The sequence below is a fragment of the Streptomyces sp. NBC_01465 genome, from assembly GCF_036227325.1.
GTDB lineage: Bacteria > Actinomycetota > Actinomycetes > Streptomycetales > Streptomycetaceae > Streptomyces.
The window spans coordinates 3,179,877-3,198,526 of sequence record NZ_CP109467.1; the positions used below are offsets into that span (position 1 = coordinate 3,179,877).

Annotated in this window: 17 protein-coding genes; 8 read left to right on the top strand and 9 right to left on the bottom strand. The window is 69.7% G+C overall.

Translation table 11 applies throughout. The annotated features are described in order from the left end of the window. Nucleotides 1-3 precede the first annotated feature (3 nt). From OG707_RS14845 to OG707_RS14855, 3 genes are all read right to left on the bottom strand, one after another. Complete coding sequence (locus OG707_RS14845) at nucleotides 4-2,418, bottom strand: DUF4132 domain-containing protein (RefSeq protein WP_329118301.1); 2,415 nt, start codon at nucleotides 2,416-2,418, stop codon at nucleotides 4-6. A gap of 59 nt (nucleotides 2,419-2,477) precedes the next feature. Continuing rightward, entirely contained in the window at nucleotides 2,478-2,792 is a 315-nt protein-coding gene (locus tag OG707_RS14850) for a hypothetical protein (protein WP_329118302.1), read from the bottom strand. Nucleotides 2,793-2,863: 71 nt separating this feature from the next. Next, the gene (locus OG707_RS14855; protein ID WP_329127807.1) at nucleotides 2,864-5,230 is read right to left on the bottom strand and encodes an MMPL family transporter; all 2,367 of its coding nucleotides are present in this window, start codon (nucleotides 5,228-5,230) and stop codon (nucleotides 2,864-2,866) included. A 156-nt stretch (nucleotides 5,231-5,386) separates the two neighbouring features. Here OG707_RS14855 and OG707_RS14860 point away from each other — a divergent pair, with 156 nt between their 5' ends. After that, nucleotides 5,387-6,145, top strand: a complete 759-nt coding sequence (locus tag OG707_RS14860; RefSeq protein WP_329118304.1) for a response regulator transcription factor — start codon at nucleotides 5,387-5,389, stop codon at nucleotides 6,143-6,145. Between the two features lie 14 nt (nucleotides 6,146-6,159). Then, on the top strand, nucleotides 6,160-7,623 hold the full coding sequence (locus OG707_RS14865; RefSeq protein ID WP_329118306.1) for a sensor histidine kinase: 1,464 nt from the start codon (nucleotides 6,160-6,162) through the stop codon (nucleotides 7,621-7,623). Between the two features lie 11 nt (nucleotides 7,624-7,634). On the opposite strand, the gene OG707_RS14870 is transcribed toward OG707_RS14865, so the two are convergent. After that, the gene (locus OG707_RS14870; protein ID WP_329118308.1) at nucleotides 7,635-9,191 is read right to left on the bottom strand and encodes an ABC transporter substrate-binding protein; all 1,557 of its coding nucleotides are present in this window, start codon (nucleotides 9,189-9,191) and stop codon (nucleotides 7,635-7,637) included. 99 nt (nucleotides 9,192-9,290) lie between these two features. After that, nucleotides 9,291-9,554 carry an SCO4848 family membrane protein gene (locus OG707_RS14875; RefSeq protein WP_329118310.1) on the bottom strand — a complete coding sequence of 88 codons (264 nt, stop codon included), beginning with the start codon at nucleotides 9,552-9,554 and terminating at the stop codon, nucleotides 9,291-9,293. Nucleotides 9,555-9,675: 121 nt separating this feature from the next. On the opposite strand from OG707_RS14875, the gene OG707_RS14880 reads away from it, so the two are divergent. Further along, nucleotides 9,676-10,905, top strand: a complete 1,230-nt coding sequence (locus tag OG707_RS14880; protein WP_329118312.1) for a D-alanyl-D-alanine carboxypeptidase family protein — start codon at nucleotides 9,676-9,678, stop codon at nucleotides 10,903-10,905. Here the strand turns inward: OG707_RS14880 and OG707_RS14885 are convergent. Genes OG707_RS14885 through OG707_RS14900 form a run of 4 tightly spaced genes read right to left on the bottom strand, consistent with a single transcriptional unit; the run spans nucleotide 10,853 to nucleotide 13,623 of the window. Beyond that, nucleotides 10,853-11,782, bottom strand: coding sequence for a YihY/virulence factor BrkB family protein (locus OG707_RS14885; protein ID WP_329118314.1), 930 nt, complete (start codon nucleotides 11,780-11,782; stop codon nucleotides 10,853-10,855). The genes OG707_RS14880 and OG707_RS14885 overlap by 53 nt on opposite strands. Beyond that, nucleotides 11,770-12,195, bottom strand: a complete 426-nt coding sequence (locus OG707_RS14890; RefSeq protein ID WP_329118316.1) for a GtrA family protein — start codon at nucleotides 12,193-12,195, stop codon at nucleotides 11,770-11,772. The genes OG707_RS14885 and OG707_RS14890 overlap by 13 nt, the downstream gene beginning before the upstream one ends. Next, nucleotides 12,192-13,148: a decaprenyl-phosphate phosphoribosyltransferase gene (locus tag OG707_RS14895; RefSeq protein WP_443071333.1), complete on the bottom strand. Its 957-nt coding sequence runs from the start codon at nucleotides 13,146-13,148 to the stop codon at nucleotides 12,192-12,194. The genes OG707_RS14890 and OG707_RS14895 overlap by 4 nt, the downstream gene beginning before the upstream one ends. Further along, nucleotides 13,141-13,623: a phosphatase PAP2 family protein gene (locus tag OG707_RS14900; RefSeq protein ID WP_329127811.1), complete on the bottom strand. Its 483-nt coding sequence runs from the start codon at nucleotides 13,621-13,623 to the stop codon at nucleotides 13,141-13,143. The genes OG707_RS14895 and OG707_RS14900 overlap by 8 nt, the downstream gene beginning before the upstream one ends. Before the next feature lie 209 nt (nucleotides 13,624-13,832). On the opposite strand from OG707_RS14900, the gene OG707_RS14905 reads away from it, so the two are divergent. The 5 genes from OG707_RS14905 to OG707_RS14925 all read left to right on the top strand — a co-directional run bounded on the left by OG707_RS14905 (nucleotide 13,833) and on the right by OG707_RS14925 (nucleotide 18,649). After that, on the top strand, nucleotides 13,833-15,194 hold the full coding sequence (locus tag OG707_RS14905) for an FAD-binding oxidoreductase (protein WP_329118318.1): 1,362 nt from the start codon (nucleotides 13,833-13,835) through the stop codon (nucleotides 15,192-15,194). A gap of 10 nt (nucleotides 15,195-15,204) precedes the next feature. Then, nucleotides 15,205-15,960, top strand: coding sequence for a decaprenylphospho-beta-D-erythro-pentofuranosid-2-ulose 2-reductase (locus OG707_RS14910; RefSeq protein ID WP_329118320.1), 756 nt, complete (start codon nucleotides 15,205-15,207; stop codon nucleotides 15,958-15,960). A 165-nt stretch (nucleotides 15,961-16,125) separates the two neighbouring features. Continuing rightward, nucleotides 16,126-17,097, top strand: a complete 972-nt coding sequence (locus OG707_RS14915) for an ABC transporter substrate-binding protein (RefSeq protein WP_329118322.1) — start codon at nucleotides 16,126-16,128, stop codon at nucleotides 17,095-17,097. Further along, nucleotides 17,094-17,873, top strand: a complete 780-nt coding sequence (locus OG707_RS14920) for an ABC transporter permease (protein ID WP_329118324.1) — start codon at nucleotides 17,094-17,096, stop codon at nucleotides 17,871-17,873. The genes OG707_RS14915 and OG707_RS14920 overlap by 4 nt, the downstream gene beginning before the upstream one ends. Next, on the top strand, nucleotides 17,870-18,649 hold the full coding sequence (locus tag OG707_RS14925; RefSeq protein ID WP_329118326.1) for an ABC transporter permease: 780 nt from the start codon (nucleotides 17,870-17,872) through the stop codon (nucleotides 18,647-18,649). Before OG707_RS14920 ends, OG707_RS14925 begins: the two co-directional genes overlap by 4 nt. Nucleotide 18,650: the final 1 nt, after the last annotated feature.

The window sequence follows — 18,650 nt, forward strand, 5'->3', positions numbered from 1 at the left end:
GGGCTAGAGCTGGCTGAGGATCGTCCGGTCGGTGATCTCCTTGTCCTTGGCGAGCATCATCGCCTTGCTGAGGATGACGGCGAGCGTGCGGTCGCCCTCGAAGGGGAGATAGCCGGGATCGGCCGGCGTGACCCCCTTGGGGACGATGCACAGGTACTGGTCGTGCGGGCTCATCAGGATGTTCCCCGAGCCCAGATGGATCTTGTACGTGTGGAGCTCGCCCTTGACCTCCAGGAACCGCCCTTCGAGCGTGCAGCGGTCGGCGATCGCGAGCCGGGGTATCAACCCGGCGAGCAGCTCGCGCCGGGTCTCGGCGCTCTGGCCCAGCTCACCGAAGCCGTAGGAGTTCCAGTAGGCACGGAAACGGCCGCCGGGGCCGCCGTCCTGCCAGGTGGGGTCATTGCCGACGCTCGCCACCCCCACGAACAGGTCGACGTCGCGCAGGATCTCGCTGAGCACCAGGGGCGGGATCTCCTCCAGCGGCACGCCTTCCACCGGCTCCTGGTGCCAGCCCCGCCGGTACTCCCCACTGCCCGCATGGGCGGAGTTGGTGGGCGTATCGGCCGTATAGAAGCGGACCTGGTCGGTCCTCAGCCAGAGGTAGCTGCCGGAATCGGTCAGCGCCGGATGCCCGTCGCCCTCCTCGACGCCGTCGATCCAGAACTCAGCACGCAGCCCCCATGCTTCCAGGGCGCGCGTCGCGGGCGGGAAGTGGTCGTCCACGCAGAGCCGCAGCTTGTTGTGCCAGCCGCGTACAGCAGCGAGGGAGTTGAACTGGTGCTGGCGCAGGACGTGCGCGGCGAACCGGTTGGAGTAGGTCCGCGTCGTGCGCTCGGCGTCGGTGAGCAGATACACCTCGCGATGGGCCTGCTTGAACGGCTGGGTGATGCGATGCCGCTCCAGCCACTCCCGCCAGGCGACGACCTCCTTGGGTGCGCGCCCGACGGGGTGCCACAGCTCGACGGAGGACCCCTCGGTCACGGGCGCGTCGTCGACCGTACGCAGCTCCCCGTCCGCGAAGCCGACAGCCGTACCGTCGACCGACCACAGCAGCCGCCGGGCGAGCGTCCCGACGAGCGGATGGTCGAGATAGCGCGCACGCCAGGCGCCGTACGTCCAGGTCCGCCGGGCCAGGAACTGCCGGTCCAGCCGCTCGACCTGGGCGGACAGCATCTTGTCGATGTCCTTGACGGCGGCCTTGAGCTCCTTCAGCTCCTCGGCGTGCTCGCCCCGGACAGCGGCGGGCACAGCCTTGACCTGCTTGCCGGAGGCATTGCGCCAGGCGATCTGGACCCTGCTGCCGACAACCGTCAACTCGGCGGCACACTCCCCCAGTTGATGAGTCGACCCACCGACCTCCGTGAGCCCGTAGGCCGGCACGGCCAGCTCCTCGACCTCCTCACGACTCATCCCCAGCGCCGCCGACCGCACATCCAGCGCCGTACTGATCAGCTTGAGGGTCCCCTTGTACGTCACCCGGGAAGCGAGCCGCGCCAGCTCGGCCAGGGCAGCGTCCCCGTCCATCCGGGACAGCGCGACGACACCGGCGTTGGCGACCTTCGGGCTGCGCGGTCCGATGCCAGGGGTCTTGCGCAGGGAGGTCTCCACGAGCAGGCCCAGTGCTCTGGCGGAGCCCGGATGTGCGGGCAGGAGGGCCAGCAACCAGGTCAGTCCGCGCAGGACGTTGGCGTTGTACGGGTCGAACTCCTCGTTGGGCGAGGTGGAATAGCCTGTGGTGTCGAAGAGCCAGGTACGAGGGCGACCCACCAGGCCCAGCCAGCTCTCGACCGCCGACCGCAGCGCGTCGCCGTCCATACCCTCCGCCTCGATCAGCGTCCGGGCCGTCCTCTCCCACTTGGCTGTCGGTCTGGCGGCGGTGGCGGCGACCGCGTGACGGACGACCGCGCCCCAGGAGTCATCACGCTCGCCGAGCTCGACAAGCACCCGGTCCGCCCATGCCTCGCCCGGGTTCACCACCGGATCGGGCAGGGCGGAGAGCAGATCGTTGAGCTCCGGGTCCGGGTAGTAGGCCTGGGCGACGGAGCGCCGCATCGTCGCGACGACGGGTCCCGGCACCACACGCCCCACGGCGAGTTCGGTCGCGACCAGCGCGGTCAGCTCACCCGTGGACCAGGCGGAGTGCATCCGCCCGTACTCTTCCAGCCGTCGCAGCCGCTCGACGGAGAGGAGGTCAACGGGCAAGTCCCTGGCGAGGATCCCCACCAGGGTCAGCGTGTCGGCCCCGGCGCCGGATTCGGTGTCGTACGGCTCGCTGATGCGTATCAGCTCGTTGGCCAGCCGCAGACGCGCCTCCTCGGGGAGGGCGCGCACGGTCGCGAGGACGGACACGCCGTCGCCGCCCCAGTGGTTGCCGTTCGTGGTCGCGATCTTCAGCAGCTCACGGGCGAGCCTGCTCATGTTCCCGTCAGCCGCGTACAGTTCCGCATTTCTGACCCGGTTCGGGTAGCGGGTCGTCATCAGCCACCCACCAGCGGTACGAGCTTCAGGAAGGTGACCTCGGTACCGGCCGGCAGCTCGATCTCCTCATCCAGCTCCTCGACCTGCCGCTCCCCCACCAGCACGACGAACCCGTTCCGCCCGAAGGCGGTCAGGGCCCGCTCGAACTGCCGCTCCGGGTCGGCCCCTTCCTTGTCCTGGGCAACCTCATGGAAGACCCGCCGCCGTATCACCTCGCGCAACGTCAGCCGCGCCTCGGCAATGTCCAGCGCCCAGGCGCCCGCACCGCCGCCCACCCCTGATGTCGTCTCCTCGACGAACGTCACCATTCCCATGTCACGGAGAGTAGGGCTCACCACTGACAACGCCTCCGACAGGGGCTGTTGTCAGTGGTGAGCCAGTACGCTCACTGCACAGCTGCGCCGCTGAGCACCAGGTCGTGCACCAACGGCTCGTCCCCCACATGGACATGGCGGGCCAGCGGTTCGTACAGGCCTGTCGTCGCCGCGAGGAGGTAGGGGCCCGGGGACGGTACGGCCAGGATGTACGAGCCGTCCGCGAGGGTGGTGACGCGGTCCAGTTGGCGGCCGCCCGGGGAGAGCAGGGTCAGTACCGCCTCGGCGACCGGGTCGCCCTCGGGGGTCCGTACGAAACCGTGTATGACCTGCACCGGAGTCTCCTCCTTCGTGGGGGTGGGGTCTTCGTGGGGTTCGACCGCCAGGTGCGGCAGGCGCTTCTCCAGGCCTGCCGGGAGCCACCAGTTGGAGCGGCCGAGCAGGTGCATCGCCGCCGGCACCAGGGCCGTACGGAGGATGAAGGCGTCCAGTGCCACCGCCGCCGCCAGGCCGATGCCCGCCATCGCACCCTCCACGTCGCCGCTGAGCACGAACGCGCTGAAGACGCAGATCATGATCAGGGCCGCGCAGTTGATGACGCGGCTCGTCTCGGCGAGGCCGATGCGGACCGCGCGGGCGTTGTCGCGGGTGTGCACCCATTCCTCGTGCATCCGGCTCACCAGGAAGACCTGGTAGTCCATCGAGAGGCCGAAGAGGAGCGAGAGCATGATGACGGGGAGGAAGGCCGTGATGGGTCCGGCCTTCGCGTCGAGGAGGTTCGCTCCCCAGCCCCATTGGAAGATCGCGACCAGCACTCCGAAGGACGCGGCCGCCGCCACCAGGTTCATGATCGCCGCCATGAGCGGCACCACCAGGGAGCGGAAGGCGACCAGGAGGAGCAGGAAGCCCAGGCCGATGATCGTGGCCACGAAGTACGGCAGGCGTGAGCCCGTCACCGCCGCGAAGTCCTTGAACGTGGCCGTCACACCGCCCACATGGGCGGGGACGTGCGACGCGGGGATCACGTCGTCGCGGATCCGGTCGATCAGATCGGCCGTCTCCTTCGACTGGGGTGAGGTCGTCGGGACCACCTGGATCACCGAGACACCGTGCGACGGCGGGGCCGCCGACACCTGCGCCACGCCCTCGGTCGCCTTGATCCGCTGGGCGAGGTCGCCCGTGGAGGCCTGCGGGGAGACCACCAGGAGCGGGCCGTTGAAGCCGGGGCCGAAGCCCTCGGCGAGCATGTCGTACGCCTGGCGGGTCGTCGTCGACTGGGGCTGGTTGCCCTGGTCGGAGGCGCCGAGGCGGAGCGAGAAGACGGGGATCGCGAGGATCCCCATGACCACCAGGGCCAGCAGCGCCACGGAGCGCGGGCGCTTCTGTACGTAACCCGACCAGCGCGCCGCCGCCCCCTGCGCGTCCCCCTTCAGCGGTCCGTCGGCCGCCAGCCGCCTGCGCTGCCTGCGGCTCAGGACGCGCGGGCCCAGCAGTCCGAAGAGCGCGGGCAGCAGCGTCGTCGCGGCCAGGACCGAGATGATCACCGTCACCGACGTCGCGATGACGACCCCGTTGAGGAACGACAGGCGCATCACCAGCATGCCGGCCAGCGCGATGACCACCGTGCCGCCCGCGAACAGCACCGCCCGGCCCGAGGTGTTGAGGGCCGTGACCGCCGACTCCTCCGGGTTCTGGCCGCGCAGGATGCCCTTGCGGTGGCGGGTGACGATGAAGAGCGCGTAGTCGATCCCGACGCCCAGACCGATCAACGAGCCGAGCAGCGGGGCGAATTCGGGGATGTCGGTGGCATGGCTGAGGAGCGTCGTCGACATCGCGCCCATGCCCACGCCGAAGATCGCGATCGTGATCGGCAGCAGCATCGAGAAGAACGCGCCGAACGCGAGGAAGAGCACGACCGCGGCCGCGAGGATCCCCACGCCCTCCGACAGTCCCTGCGGCGACTCCTGGATCCGGGTGATCGCCTGCCCGCCGAGCTCCACCTTCAGCCCGGCGCCCGCCGCGTCGTGCGCGGTGTCGACGACGTCCTGGACCAGGTCCTTCGGTACGGAGTCGGCGCGCTCGGCGAAGGTGATCTGCGCATACGCCGTACGCCCGTCCGCGCTGGCCACGGGCGCGCTCACCTGGCCGACGCCCTCCATGCCCGCGATGGACTTCAGTGCGGGATCGATCCTGCTCCGTACCGTCGCGTCGGACACCGTGCCCGACGTCGTACGCCAGACCACCGTGTCCGTGTCGCCGGACGCCTGCGGGAACGCCTTGTTCATCAGGTCGTACGCCCGCGTGGAGTCCGTGTCGGGCAGGCTGAAGACGTTCGAGTAATTGGCGCCCAGGGCCGTGCCCCCCGCGCCCAGTCCGACCAGCGCCCCCACCCAGAGCAACAGGACCACCAGCCGGTGCCGGTAGCACCACCTTGCCAATGCCGCCACGATTCATGCTCCTTTGTCGGTCTCCCCCGGGCCGTCCACCCAGCATCGGGTCCGGATGCGCCCCAGCACGGTCGGCGGCCATGACTCTCAAGGAACTCCAAGACAGCGACCGCTGTTCAGTACAACGACCCGGCGGATACTGGGGACATGAGCCAATCCCCGGCGACCGCCCCGGCGACCGTGCTGATCGTGGAGGACGAGCCGAGCATCGCGGACGTCCTCACCATCGCCTTGCGCTACCACCGCTTCGAGGTGGTCACCGCGGGCTCCGTCCACGAAGCGGCCGCCCTGCTGCGCGAGCTGCGCCCCGACGCGGCGCTCCTCGACGTCATGCTCCCGGACGGCGACGGGCGGCTCCTCGGCCGGGAGTTGAGGGAGCTGCACCCGGAGACGGCGATCGTCTTCCTCACCGCCCGCGACGCCCCCGCAGACATCGTCGGCGGCCTCGCGCTCGGCGACGACTACATCACCAAGCCGTTCAACATCGACGAGGTGGTCGCCCGCGTGAGGGCCGTCCTGCGCCGTACGAAACCGGCGGACGTCCTGCCCGCGCGCCCGCCCCTGCGCCACGGCGACCTGGAGCTCGACGAGTCGACGTACACGGTGCGCAGGGCGGGCGGGGCGGTGGAGCTCACTCCCACCGAGTACGCGCTGCTGCGCTTCCTCGTGCGCAACGCGGGCACGGTCGTCACCAAGGACCAGCTCCTGCGCCACGTCTGGCGCTACGAACACGCCGCGGAGTCGACCGTCGTCGAGACCTACATCAGCTATCTGCGCCGCAAACTCGACCCGCTCGGGCCGCCCCTCATCACCACCCGGCGCGGCGTCGGATACGGACTGGCATACTGCGATTTCCCGGGGGACAACCCCCGGACCCCCGGCCGGACAAGCGGGCCGTCGCGGTGATCCGGGCCACCTCCATGAGCCCAGGCGCGCCCCGAAGGCGCCATCTGCACTCCCTGCGCGGCAAGTTGACCCTCGCCACGGTCCTGCTCCTCGCGATCGGCATCGTCACCGCGACCGCCATCAGCCTCATGGGGATGCGCCACTACCTCATCGACGCCTCCGACACGAATCTGCGCAACTCCCGCAACAGCCTGCGGAGCATGAACCTCTCCCTGCAGCAGATCGAGAATCTGACCGCGCTCGCCGTCGTACGCGACCAGTTCACCGGCGCCAACAGCAAGGCCGGCATCCTGCCGCGCCCCGAATCCCTCTTCGTACCCCTGGACAAGGACGGCCGCGCCCTCTCCGTCGGCACCGTCACCCCCACCGCCCGCCAGCAGAGCCTCGCCCGCGCGGTGCACGACCCGGCGGCCGTCGCCGCATCCGACTCGATCCACGACATCAGCCTGGACGGCGACCCGTACCGGATGACGGGAGTGCGCCTCAAGGACGGCACCGTCGTGATCCTGGCGACCTCCACCAAGGCCGTCCACGACAGCATCAAGAAGGCGCTCAAGCTCGATCTCGCCGTCGGGACCGGCCTGTTGGTGATGCTCGCCTTCTTCACCATGTGGGGCGCACGACAGCGCCTGCGCCCCCTGGAGGACATGGTCGAGACCGCGTCCGCCATCGCGGACGGCGATCTGACCCGCCGCGTACCGCCCCGCGCCGGCATGGTCACCGAGGTCGACCAGCTGCGGGTCGCGCTCAACACCATGCTCCAGCAGGTCGAGAAGGCGTACGGCACCCGGGAGCGCTCCGCCGCCCAGCTGCGCCGCTTCGTCGCGGACGCCTCGCACGAGCTGCGCACCCCGCTCTCGGCGATCCGCGGCTATCTGCAGCTGTACGACAAGGGGATGCTCCGCGAGCCCGCCGACCGCACCCGCGCGCTCCAGCGCATGAACGCCGAGGCCGACCGGATGGGCCGCCTCGTCGACGAACTCCTCACCCTGGCACGCCTCGACCAGCGCCCCGAACTCCGCCTGCGCCAGGTCGACTTGAGCCTGCTGGTACGGGACGCCGCCGAGGACCTGCGGGCCCAGCAGCCGGAGCGCCCCGTGGAGGTGGCGGCGGACGGGTCGATGTTCGTGCACGCCGACGAGTCGGGCCTGCGCCAACTGGTCGGCAACCTCCTGGCCAACATCCGCGCCCACACACCCCCGCAGGCGGCGGTACGCGTCGAGCTGGAGCGCGCGGACGGCGTCGTACGGCTACGGGTCGCCGACCAGGGCCCCGGAATGGGCCCCGGCGACGCGGACCGCATCTTCGACCGCTTCTTCCGGGCGGGCGGCGGCGCGGGCAGCGGTCTCGGCATGGCAATCGTGCTGGCGGTCACCGACGCGCACGGGGGCGGCGTGGACGTGGAGACGGCGCCCGGGGCAGGGCTCGCGGTGACCGTGAGCCTGCCGGTCCGGGCGCCGGCTGCTGTCAATGCGTAACGGACGGGCTGCTACAGCCAGCCCAGCTCCCAGATGCGCCACACGCCGGTGCCGTCCGAGAGGTACTGGCCGCCGGAGATGTCCTTGCTGGTCACGACGTAGTCCGTACGCTGCCAGAGCGGGATCAGCGGCACCTCGTCGGCGACCTGGTCCTGGATCTGGCGGAAGAGCTGGGTGGTGCGGCCGCGGTCGCTGAACTGCTGCGTCTGGCTGATCAGCCCGTTGATCCTGGAGTCGCTGAAGCCGTTGGAGTAGCTGTTGTCCGTGCCGACGAGCGGCTGGGCGTAGTTGTCCGCGTCCGGGAAGTCCGCGATCCAGCCGAGGGCGTACGCGTCGTACTTGCCCTTGGTGTAGTTGTCCTGAAACTTCGTCCAGTCCGACGCCCCGGCGAGCGTCACCTTGAAGACGCCGCCGTTCTCCAGCTGCTTCTTCAGTACGGCGGCTTCCTTGTCGGTCACGCTCGTCCTGGAGTAGCCGAGGGTGATCGAGACCGGCGTGGTGGCGCCGGCGTCGGCCGCGAGGGACTTGGCCTTGGCCACGTCGACCTTCGGGTAGGCGTCGAAGAACGCCGTGCTGTGTCCGGTGACGCCCTGCGGGATCGTCGAATAGAGCGGCTCGACCGTGCCCTCGTAGACGTCGGCGGCCAGTCGCGGCCGGTCGATCAGATTGGCCGCGGCACGCCGCAGCCCGACCTTGGCCATCGGCGCGGACGGGTGCACGTTGAAGACGAGGTTGCGGATCTCGTTGCCCGCGACCTCGTTGACGTGCTCCTCGGTGGCGCCGGGCGAGAGCTGGGAGAGGACCTCGGGCGGCAGCTCGCGGTGCGTGGCGTCGAGCCGGCCGCTCTTCCAGGCCGCGTTCAGCTGGTCGGGCTGCTTGAAGTAGTGGATCTCGATCGGCACACCGGTCTTGGCGATCGCGCCCTTGTACTGCGGGTTGGGCTCCAGCTTGGCGGTGACGCCCTTCTTGTACTCCTTGAGGACGTACGGACCCGAGCCGACGACCGTGTCGCCCGTGCGGGCCTTCTTCGCGGGGTACTCGGTGTGGTCGACGATCGCACCCGCTCCGGTGGCGATCTTCGAGGCGAAGGTCGCGTCACGGGTCTTCAGGTGGATGATCACCTTGTCCCCGGACACGTCGATCGTCTTGATGGTCGTGAGCAGAGGCGAGGGGCCGCTGCCGTTCTTGATGTCCAGGACCCGGTCCAGCGAGAACTTGACGTCCTCGGCCGTGAGCTCGTGCCCGTTCGAGAAGTGCAGGTCGTCACGCATCTCGCAGGTGAACGTGCGCAGCCCGGTGTCGGTGAAACCGCAGGTCTTCGCCGCGTCGGGCACCGGCACCGACGAGCCCCGGTTGAAAGTCATCAGCGACTGGTACAAGCCGCTGTAGAGCGCCCAGGAACCCGCGTCGTACGCGACGGCCGGGTCGAGGGAGGAGACGACGTCCGTCGTTCCGAGCCTGATCGGCGTCTTTTTCACGCCACTGTCGGGCAGCAGTTGCCAGGCACCCACACCGGCTATCGCCAGTACAACGCAAACCACCAGAATCCGAAGACGGATCGACCGCATTCCCGCGCTCTCCTCAAAAACCCCACCCGCATATTGGCGCTCACCCAATCACACGGGTTTCACCACCGGAAGAGGCTTTTGACCGGTGACGCCAAGTCGTTAGCTGACGGTCTCCGACGAGGCCTGTTCGGTGCGCAGAGCGCGCACTCCGCGGAACCCGATCACGCCCACCGCCGTCCCCAGAAGAAAGGACGTAATGGCGAGCAGCAGATGGACCCAGAAGTACGCGGTCGGGTCCCCCGCGTCGTCGAAGGCGAGCCCGCTGCCGTCCTTCACCAAGTTCTTCACGAAAGTGATCCAGATGAACCAGGACCACACCCCGAAGGCGAGCAGGAACCAGGAGACGGGGCGACTGAGCTTCATACGTCCAGTATTGCCCCCGTACTCCGGGCGGCCGCGCCGGGGTCGTCCGGCGGTGGGCCCCCTCCGGCGGTTCGCCCCCGTGGTGTGGGCCGACGGCGCGGCGCCCTGTACGTTCTCGTCCGTGTCCGCCGTGAAAAAAACCGCTCTGACGGTCCTCGCCGCCGCGTTGCTGCCCGCCCTCTCCGCCGCGCCCGCCGCCGCGGCCCCAGCGGCGGACGACCCGAAGCCACCAGCAAACATGTCCCGCATCGGCGGTGCCGCACTCGGTCTGCCGGGTACGCAGGTGAAGCTGGGCGCCGGTGCGCCCGTCCTGCCGAAGGACCTCTCCGGGCGGTCGTGGATCGTCGCGGACGCCGAGACCGGCGACATCCTCGCCTCGCACAACGCGCACTGGCGTCTCGCCCCCGCGTCGACGTTGAAGATGCTCTTCGCGGACACGGTCCTGCCGAAGTTCCCGAAGACCCAGACGCACAAGGTCGCCGACTCCGACCTGGCCGGCATGGGCGACGGCTCCAGCCTCGTCGGCATCAAGGAGAAGCTGACCTACTCGGTGCACGATCTGTGGCTCGGGGTCTTCCTCCGCTCCGGCAACGACGCGGTGCACGTGCTGTCCGCGATGAACGGCGGCGTCGCCAAGACGGTCACCGACATGCAGCAGCACGCCGATGAGCTGCAGGCCCTGGACACGCACGTCATGTCGCCGGACGGCTACGACGCCCCCGGTCAGGTCTCGAGCGCGTACGACCTCACGCTCTTCGCCCGCAACGGCATGCAGAAGAAGGACTTCCGGGAGTACGCGGCGACGGCGGACGCCCAGTTCCCGGGCGTCCAGAAGAAGGGCAAGAAGCGCGAGACCTTCGGCATCCAGAACACCAACCGTCTGCTGACGGGGGCCGACGGCGTCACCCAGTACCCGGGCATCGCAGGTGTGAAGAACGGCAACACCACGCACGCCGGTGCGACCTTCACGGGCGTCGCCGAGCGCAACGGCCACGTCCTCCTGGTGACCGTCATGAACCCGAGCTCGCACGAGTCCCACGCCGTCTACAAGGAGGCCGCCCGGCTCCTCGACTGGGGCTTCGCCTCGACGGGCAAGGTCACCCCCGTCGGTGAGCTCGTCGCACCGAAGTCGGCGCAGACGGGCCCCAGTTCCACGCCGGCACCGCAGGACGGCAAGGGCAAGAAGGGGCCCGCGACGACGGCAGCCGTCACGGGCGACGACAGCTCCAGCGGCATCGGCATCGCGCTCGCCATCACGGGCGGGCTGCTGATCGTGCTGGCGGCCGGGGTGTTCCTGGTCAACCGGAAGTGGCCGCTGCCTGATCTGGTACGTCGTCTCCCGCGTCGCTGATTTCCTCCCGTGTCTCTTCCCGTGGGTCCTGCTTGCTCTGCGTCGCCGTCCAGGCGGCGCAGAACAGCATCAGTTTCACGCTGAAGTTGATCCACAGCAGCAGCGCGATGGGGACCCCGAACGCGCCGTACATGGACTTGGCGGCGACGCCCTTCATATAGCTGCTGAGCAGGAGTTTCAGCAGCTCGAAGCCGACCGCGCCGATCACCGCGGCGGTCAGCAGACGGCGGCGCGGCGGGTTCACCCCGGGCAGCAGGGTCAGTACGTACAGCAGGACCAGGAAGTCGGCGCAGGCCGCGACCGCGAGGGCGGCGATCTGCAGGACGACGCTGCCCCAGCCCTGCCGGTCGATCCCTGTCGCGTCGGCGGTCCAGCCGATGGCGGTGGAGCCGATCGCGGAGGCGGCGAAGGAGGCGAGGACCGCGCCGCCGAGGCCGAGCAGCACTCCGCCGTCCTTCAGTTTGCGCAGGAAGGGATTGCCTTCCTCGTCCTCCAGCTCCCATACGGCGCGCAGGCATTCCCTTATCGAGCCGACCCAGCCGATTCCTGTGAAGAGCAGCAGGGCTCCCGCGACAAGTCCGATGGTGCCCGCATTGTCGACCAGGGCTCCAAGATCCAACTGATCTGAAATTCCCGGGACTTGTTCGGCGAGCTTGTTCTCCATGGAATGCAGACGCTCGTCCGAGAGGAGTGCCGCACCGATTGCCGCGGCAACCGTGATCAGCGGGAAGAGCGCCAGGAACGAGATGAAAGTGATGGCCGCGGCCAGCCTCGACCAGTGGACCCGGTCGAGGGTCTCGTAACTCCGCCAGGCGTGCGTGGCCATCAGCCGGGTCATCAACGGCCCGACGACGGGGAGGTTTTTCAGCCAGTCCATGAGGTCCGGGTACCCTCCGCAGCTGGGAATACGAGAGTGCGCGTGCCCCAGAACCGCAGGCAGGTGGCGAGCGCCATGCCGATGACCGCGCCGGAGAGGGTGTCGGCGCGCGGGGATGTGAGACCGAGGCCGTAGTGCGAGACGGCGAGGCAGAGGAGCTGGAGGAGCGCGCCGGCGATGTTCACGCCGAAGAAGACGGCGTACTCGCGCAGCCCCACCTTGCGCCCCCGGTACGTACCGAAGGCGTTGCCGAGGTAGGCGACCGTGCAACCCGCAAGGAACGAGACCGACTTGGCGGCCAGCGGGTCCCAGCCGAGGGAGGCCCGCAGCCAGACGAAGAGACCGAGATCGGCGGCGTACGCACAGATCCCGGCCAGTGCGAAGCCCGCCACCTCCTTGCCGCTGATGCTCACAGGTCGGCCACCGCGAGCGCGTACAGGGCGATCCAGACGAGGCCGATGACAGCGAGCGCGCGGTCGTGCAGGACGACGTCCTCGGGGGCTCCGGCGGTGCCGCGGTCGGCGAAGACCGCGTAGCGGAGGATGGCGAGGATGAAGGCGGCCATGGAGAGCTGGCGCCAGGGCAGCAGGCTGCCGTTGGAGACGCCGCCGCTCTCCATCGCCCAGAGGCAGTACGCGAGGACGGCGACGCCCGCCGCCAACTGCCAGACGAAGCGCAGGTATCCGGTCGTGTACTGGTCGAGCAGGGCCCGGGTCGCCCCGCCCTTGCCCTCCATCTGGACGGCTTCGGAGTAGCGCTTGGCGGAGACCATGAAGAGCGCGCCGAAGCCCGCGGTGATCAGGAACCAGCGGGAGAGCGGGATGCCGAGGGCGACTCCGCCAATCATCGCGCGCATCAGGAAGCCGGTGGTGACGACGGTGAGGTCGACGACCAGGACGTGCTTGAGCCAGACGCAGTAGGCGAGTTGCATGGCGACGTAGCCGGAGAGGAGCGCTGCGGTGAGCTCGTTGCACCAGGCGACGGCGGCCGCGGTGGTGAGGACGGCGAGGACGGCTCCGGCGGCGTACGCGACGGGGACGGGGACCTGGCCCGCGGCGACCGGGCGGCGGCACTTGGTGGGGTGGGCGCGGTCGGCGTCGGCGTCGCGGGCGTCGTTGATGAGGTAGACGGCGGAGGCGGCGGCCGTGAACAGGACGAAGACGAGGGCGAGTTGGAGAACCGTCCCTCTGGTCATCAGTTCGCCGGCCGCTGCGGGCGCGGCCACGACCAGGATGTTCTTGATCCACTGGCGGGGGCGGGCGGTCTTCAGCAGCCCGAGCGGCAGACCGAGCGCGCTGGGACGGAACTGCGGCCCAGGGGGCGGGAGTTGGGGTGTTTCGAGGAGTGCGGCACCTTGCTCAGACACGGACCGCGCCCTTCATCCACTGGGCGCCGACGCCTGCGGTCAGCCCGCCGAGCAGCGCCCCGGCGGCCACGTCCGAGGGGTAGTGGACGCCGACGACCAGCCGGGAGACGCACATCATCGCGGCGAGCGGCGGCACGACATGGCGGCCTGCGGGGCGCAGCGCACCGAAGGCGACCGCGGCAGCGGCGGCGGAGGTGGCGTGCGAGGACGGGAAGGAGTGCCGGCCCGCGGTCTTCACCAGGGGCTGCTGGGCGGGGAGTTGGGGGCGGGGGCGCCGTACGAGCCGCTTGATCCCCATGCTCGCGAGATGCGCGGCCCCGATGAGCACGGTGCCCCGGATCCAGGCCCCGCGCCGCTCGCGGTCGAGCGCCGCACCGGTCACTCCGACGGCCAGCCACAGCGCGCCGTGCTCGCCGCTCCAGGAGAGCGCGCGGGCGGCGGACGCGATGCGCGGATCGCCGCCACAGTCGCGCATCGCCGCCAGGAGTCTGTGGTCGGCGTCGATGGTGCTGTCAATGCCGAGGGTTCGCACTGCTGTCACCCCTTCTCCGTACAGGGCGTCCGGCCAGTTGGCCGCACGCCGGAGTGACTCTTCTAGGACAAAGCCCGATTATCACGGCCATCTCGGGTGACACTCCCTTAATCACCCGTTTCGGTGCGTGCGGTAGCGATACGGTCACGTGTATGCCTGCCGAAACCACCACATCCGTGGCGTCCGTGACCGGTTGGGGCCGCACCGCCCCGACGACTTCGCTGCTGGTCCGCCCGCGTACGTACGAAGAAGCGGCGACCGCGGTCCGTGAGTGCGGGGAGCGCGGCGGCATCGCACGCGGCCTCGGGCGCGCCTACGGGGACGCCGCCCAGAACGCGGGCGGTGCAGTGCTCGACATGACGGGCCTCGACCGGATCCGCAGCATCGACGCGGACGCCGGGATCGTGGTGTGCGACGCGGGGGTGAGCCTGCACCGGCTGATGGAGGTGCTGCTGCCGCTGGGCTGGTTCGTGCCGGTGACGCCGGGGACCCGATACGTGACGGTGGGCGGGGCGATCGGCGCGGACATCCACGGCAAGAACCACCATGTGTCGGGCTCGTTCTCGCGCCATGTGCTGTCGATGGACGTACTGATCGCGGACGGTACGGTGCACACCGCGCTCCCCGGCTCCGACCTCTTCGACGCGACGGCGGGCGGGATGGGACTGACCGGGGTCATCCTGTCGGCAACCATCCAACTCCACGGTGTGGAGACGTCGTTGATGTCGGTGGACACCGAACGGGCCACGGATCTGGACGACTTGATGTCCCGCCTGACGGCCACCGACGACCAGTACCGCTACTCGGTCGCGTGGATCGACCTCCTCGCCAAGGGCGCCGCGATGGGCCGCTCGGTCCTGACGCGAGGCGACCACGCCCCGCTGGACGCGCTGCCCGTACGGGCCCGTCGCACCCCGCTCGCCTTCCGCCCGGGACAGCTCCCCTCCGCCCCCTCCTTCTTCCCCGAGGGCCTCCTCGGCCGCACCTCGGTCTCCCTCTTCAACGAGCTCTGGTACCGCAAGGCGCCCCGGTCACGCACCGGCGAGCTGCAGAAGATCTCCACCTTCTTCCACCCCCTGGACGGCGTCCCGCACTGGAACCGGATCTACGGCCGCAGCGGCTTCGTCCAGTACCAGTTCGTGGTCGGCTACGGGCAGGAGGAGACCCTGCGCCGCATCGTCCAGCGGATCTCCCGCCGCGGCTGCCCGTCCTTCCTCGCCGTGCTCAAGCGCTTCGGCGAGGGCGACCCGGGCTGGCTCTCCTTCCCCATGCCCGGCTGGACGCTGGCCCTGGACATCCCCGCGAACCTCTCCGGACTCGGCGCCTTCCTCGACGAACTGGACGAGGAGGTCGCGTCGGCGGGCGGCCGCGTCTACCTGGCGAAGGACTCGCGGCTGCGCCCGCAGTCGCTGGCCGCGATGTACCCGAAGCTGGCCCATTTCCGTTCCCTGCGGGCCGAGTTGGACCCCACCTCCGTCTTCACCTCAGACCTCTCGCGCCGCCTCTCTCTTTAGGAGCCACGCCATGAAGGACGCCTTCGGCACCCCCCAGTCCCTGCTCGTCCTCGGCGGTACGTCCGAGATCGCCCTGGCCACCGCCCGCCGCCTCGTCGCCCGCAGGACCCGTACGGTCTGGCTGGCCGGCCGCCCTTCCCCCGCGCTCGACGAGGCGGCGGTGCAGCTGCGCTCGCTGGGCGCGGACGTGCGCACGGTCGCCTTCGACGCGCTCGACTCCGCGTCACACGAGGAGGCCCTGGGGAAGGTCTTCGCCGAGGGCGACATCGACATGGTGCTGCTGGCCTTCGGGATCCTCGGCGACCAGTCCAGGGACGAGAGCGAGCCGCTGTCGGCGGTCCGGGTCGCGCAGACCAACTACACGGGCGCGGTCTCGGCGGGCCTGATCTGCGCGAAGGCACTGCAGGGCCAGGGACACGGCTCGCTGGTCGTGCTGTCGTCGGTGGCGGGCGAGCGGGCCCGGCGCGCCAACTTCATCTACGGCTCCAGCAAGGCGGGCCTCGACGCGTTCGCGCAGGGCCTGGGTGATGCGATGCACGGGACGGGGGTGCACGTGATGGTCGTCCGCCCCGGCTTCGTACGGTCGAAGATGACGGCAGGGATGGAGGAGGCCCCGCTGGCCACGACGCCGGAGGCGGTCGCGGAGGCGATCGAGGCGGGGCTGCGGCGGCGCTCGGAGACGGTGTGGGTGCCGGGGACGCTGCGGGTGGTGATGTCGGCGCTGCGGCACGTACCGCGGCCGCTGTTCCGCAAGCTTCCGGTCTGAGTCCATCGGCCGCCGGCGCGGCAAGTGTCAACAATATTGTCAGCCAAAGGCATTGACCGCGCCGGACGGCACGCTCTACCGTCCGCTGAGCGCCAACGCACGCAGCAACGCACGCACTTGAAGCGCACAACCTGTCGCAACACTGCCGTCTGCACAGGAGGAGCCATGCGTCGTCTGTTCGCCGGTCTCGCGGTCGGAGCCTTACTGGTCGCCGCGTCGGCCTGTGGCTCGTCCGGTGGGTCCGGGTCGTCGGGCAAGAGCCCGACGTCCGCGAATCCCACCACGGTCAAGGTCGGAATCATCCCCATCCTCGACGTCGCCCCCCTCTATCTGGGCGAGGAGAAGGGCTTCTTCAAGCGGAACGGACTCAAGCTGTCCCTCACCCCGGCGCAGGGCGGCGCCGCGATCGTGCCGGGTGTGGTGAGCGGTCAGTTCCAGTTCGGGTTCTCCAACGTCACCTCACTGATGGTCGCCCAGACCAACGGCGTTCCCGTGAAGGCCGTGGCCAACGGGGTCGCGTCCACCGGCGAACCCGGCGCCGACTTCGGCGGGTTGACGGTCAAGAAGGGCAGCGCGATCAAGTCCGCCAAGGATCTCGCGGGCAAGACCGTCGCCGTCAACACCCTCAAGAACATCAACGACACCGCGGTCCGCGAGGCCGTGCGCAAGGCCGGCGGCGACTCCTCCAAGGTGAAGTTCGTCGAACTCGCCTTCGACCAGATGCCCGCCGCGCTCGCCAAGGGGCAGATCGACGCCGCCATGGCCGTGGAGCCCGCGCTCACCACCATCAAGAGCCAGGGCGGGACCGAGATCGCCTGGCCGTTCGTCGACGTCGCCGAGGGTCTCACCATCGCGATGTACTTCACCTCGACGCAGTACGCACAGGCCAACCCGGCCGTGGCGAAGGCCTTCCAGAAGGCGGTGGCCGAGTCGCTCGCCTACGCCAACACCCACCCCGACGAGGTCCGCAAGGTCCTCACCACGTACACCAAGATCCCGGCGAATCTGCTCTCCGAGCTGACGCTCCCGCACTGGCCCGCCGAGGCGAACCGCCCCGCGATCGAGGTCCTGGAGAAGCTGGGCGAACAGGACGGGCTCTTCAAGAAGACGCCCGATCTCGACAAGCTGCTGCCGTGAGCCCTCGCCTGACGAATGCGGCACTCGGCGCCGCCGGGCTCGCGGGATTCCTCGCCCTGGGTGAGGCGGTCCCGCGGCTCGGTCTTGTTTCCGAGGACTACTTCCCGCCAACCAGCCGAATAGCCAAGGCACTTGGGGCCGAGCTCGGCGACCGCGCCTTCTGGAGCGCGCTCGGCGACACGCTCACCGGGTGGGCCATCGGGCTGGCGATCGCGGTCGGCGCGGGCATCGTGGCGGGGGTGGTCGTGTCGGTCGTTCCGTATCTGCGGCGGGCCACCGCGTCGACCGTCGAATTCCTGCGGCCGATTCCCTCTGTCGCCCTGATCCCGCTGGCCGTTCTGCTGTACGGCACCGAGCTGCGCTCCGTCCTGCTGCTCGTCGTCTACGCCTCCTTCTGGCAGGTCCTGGTCCAGGTGCTCTACGGGGTGCAGGACGTGGACCCCGTCGCGGAGGAGACCGCGCGCTCGTACGGGCTCGGGACGTGGGCGCGGGTCCGCCATGTGCTCTGGCCGACGGCGCTTCCGTACGTCATGACGGGCGTGCGGCTGGCCGCCGCCGTCGCGCTAATTCTCGCCGTCACCGCTGAACTGGTCATCGGCGCACCGGGGTTGGGGGCACGGATCGCCGTGGCCCAGACCTCGCAGGCCGTACCGGACATGTACGCGCTGGTCGTCGTCACCGGGCTGCTCGGGCTGCTGATCAACGTGGGGGCGCGGACCGTGGAGCGGCGGGCCCTGGTCTGGCACCAGTCGGTGCGCGGGGAGGTGGCGGTGTGAGGCGGGCGCTGGTGCGGGTCGCTTTCGTACTCGGGCTGCCCGCGGTGCTCTTCGTAGTGTGGTGGGTCGCGTCGGAGGGGAGCACGAATGTGTACTGGCCCTCCCTGCGGACCATTCTGAAGACGTTTCCCGATGTGTGGACCGGTGAGCGGCTGCGCGCCGATGTGGTGCCGAGTGTGCTGCGGCTGCTCGGCGGGTACGCGACGGCGGCCGTCGTCGGCGTTGCACTGGGCACGGTCATCGGTTCGTACCGGCGCGTGCGGGCCGTCTGCGAGCCGGTCCTCGAGTTTCTGCGCGCGCTGCCGCCGCCCGTCCTGATCCCCGTCATCATGCTCTTCGCGGGCATCGGCGACACCATGAAGGTCGTCGTGATCGCGAGCGGGTGCGTGTGGCCCGTACTGCTCAACACCGTTGAAGGCGTACGGGCGTTGGACTCCGTGATGTCCGAGACGGCACGCTCGTACGGCATCACCGGCGTCGCCCGGCTGCGCAGACTCGTGCTGCCCGCGGCCGGTCCGCAGATCTTCGCGGGGCTGCGGCAGGCGCTGTCGATCGGGATCATCCTGATGGTCATCAGCGAGATGTTCGCGGCGAGCAACGGGCTCGGGTTCGCCATCGTGCAGTTCCAGCGCGGGTTCGCGATCCCCGACATGTGGACCGGGATCCTGCTGCTCGGGCTGCTCGGTTTTCTGCTCTCGGTTCTGTTCCAGGCGGTCGAGCGGCGGGTGCTCGGCTGGTACCACGGGCTGCGCGCGGCCGCCCGGCGGTCTCCGTGAT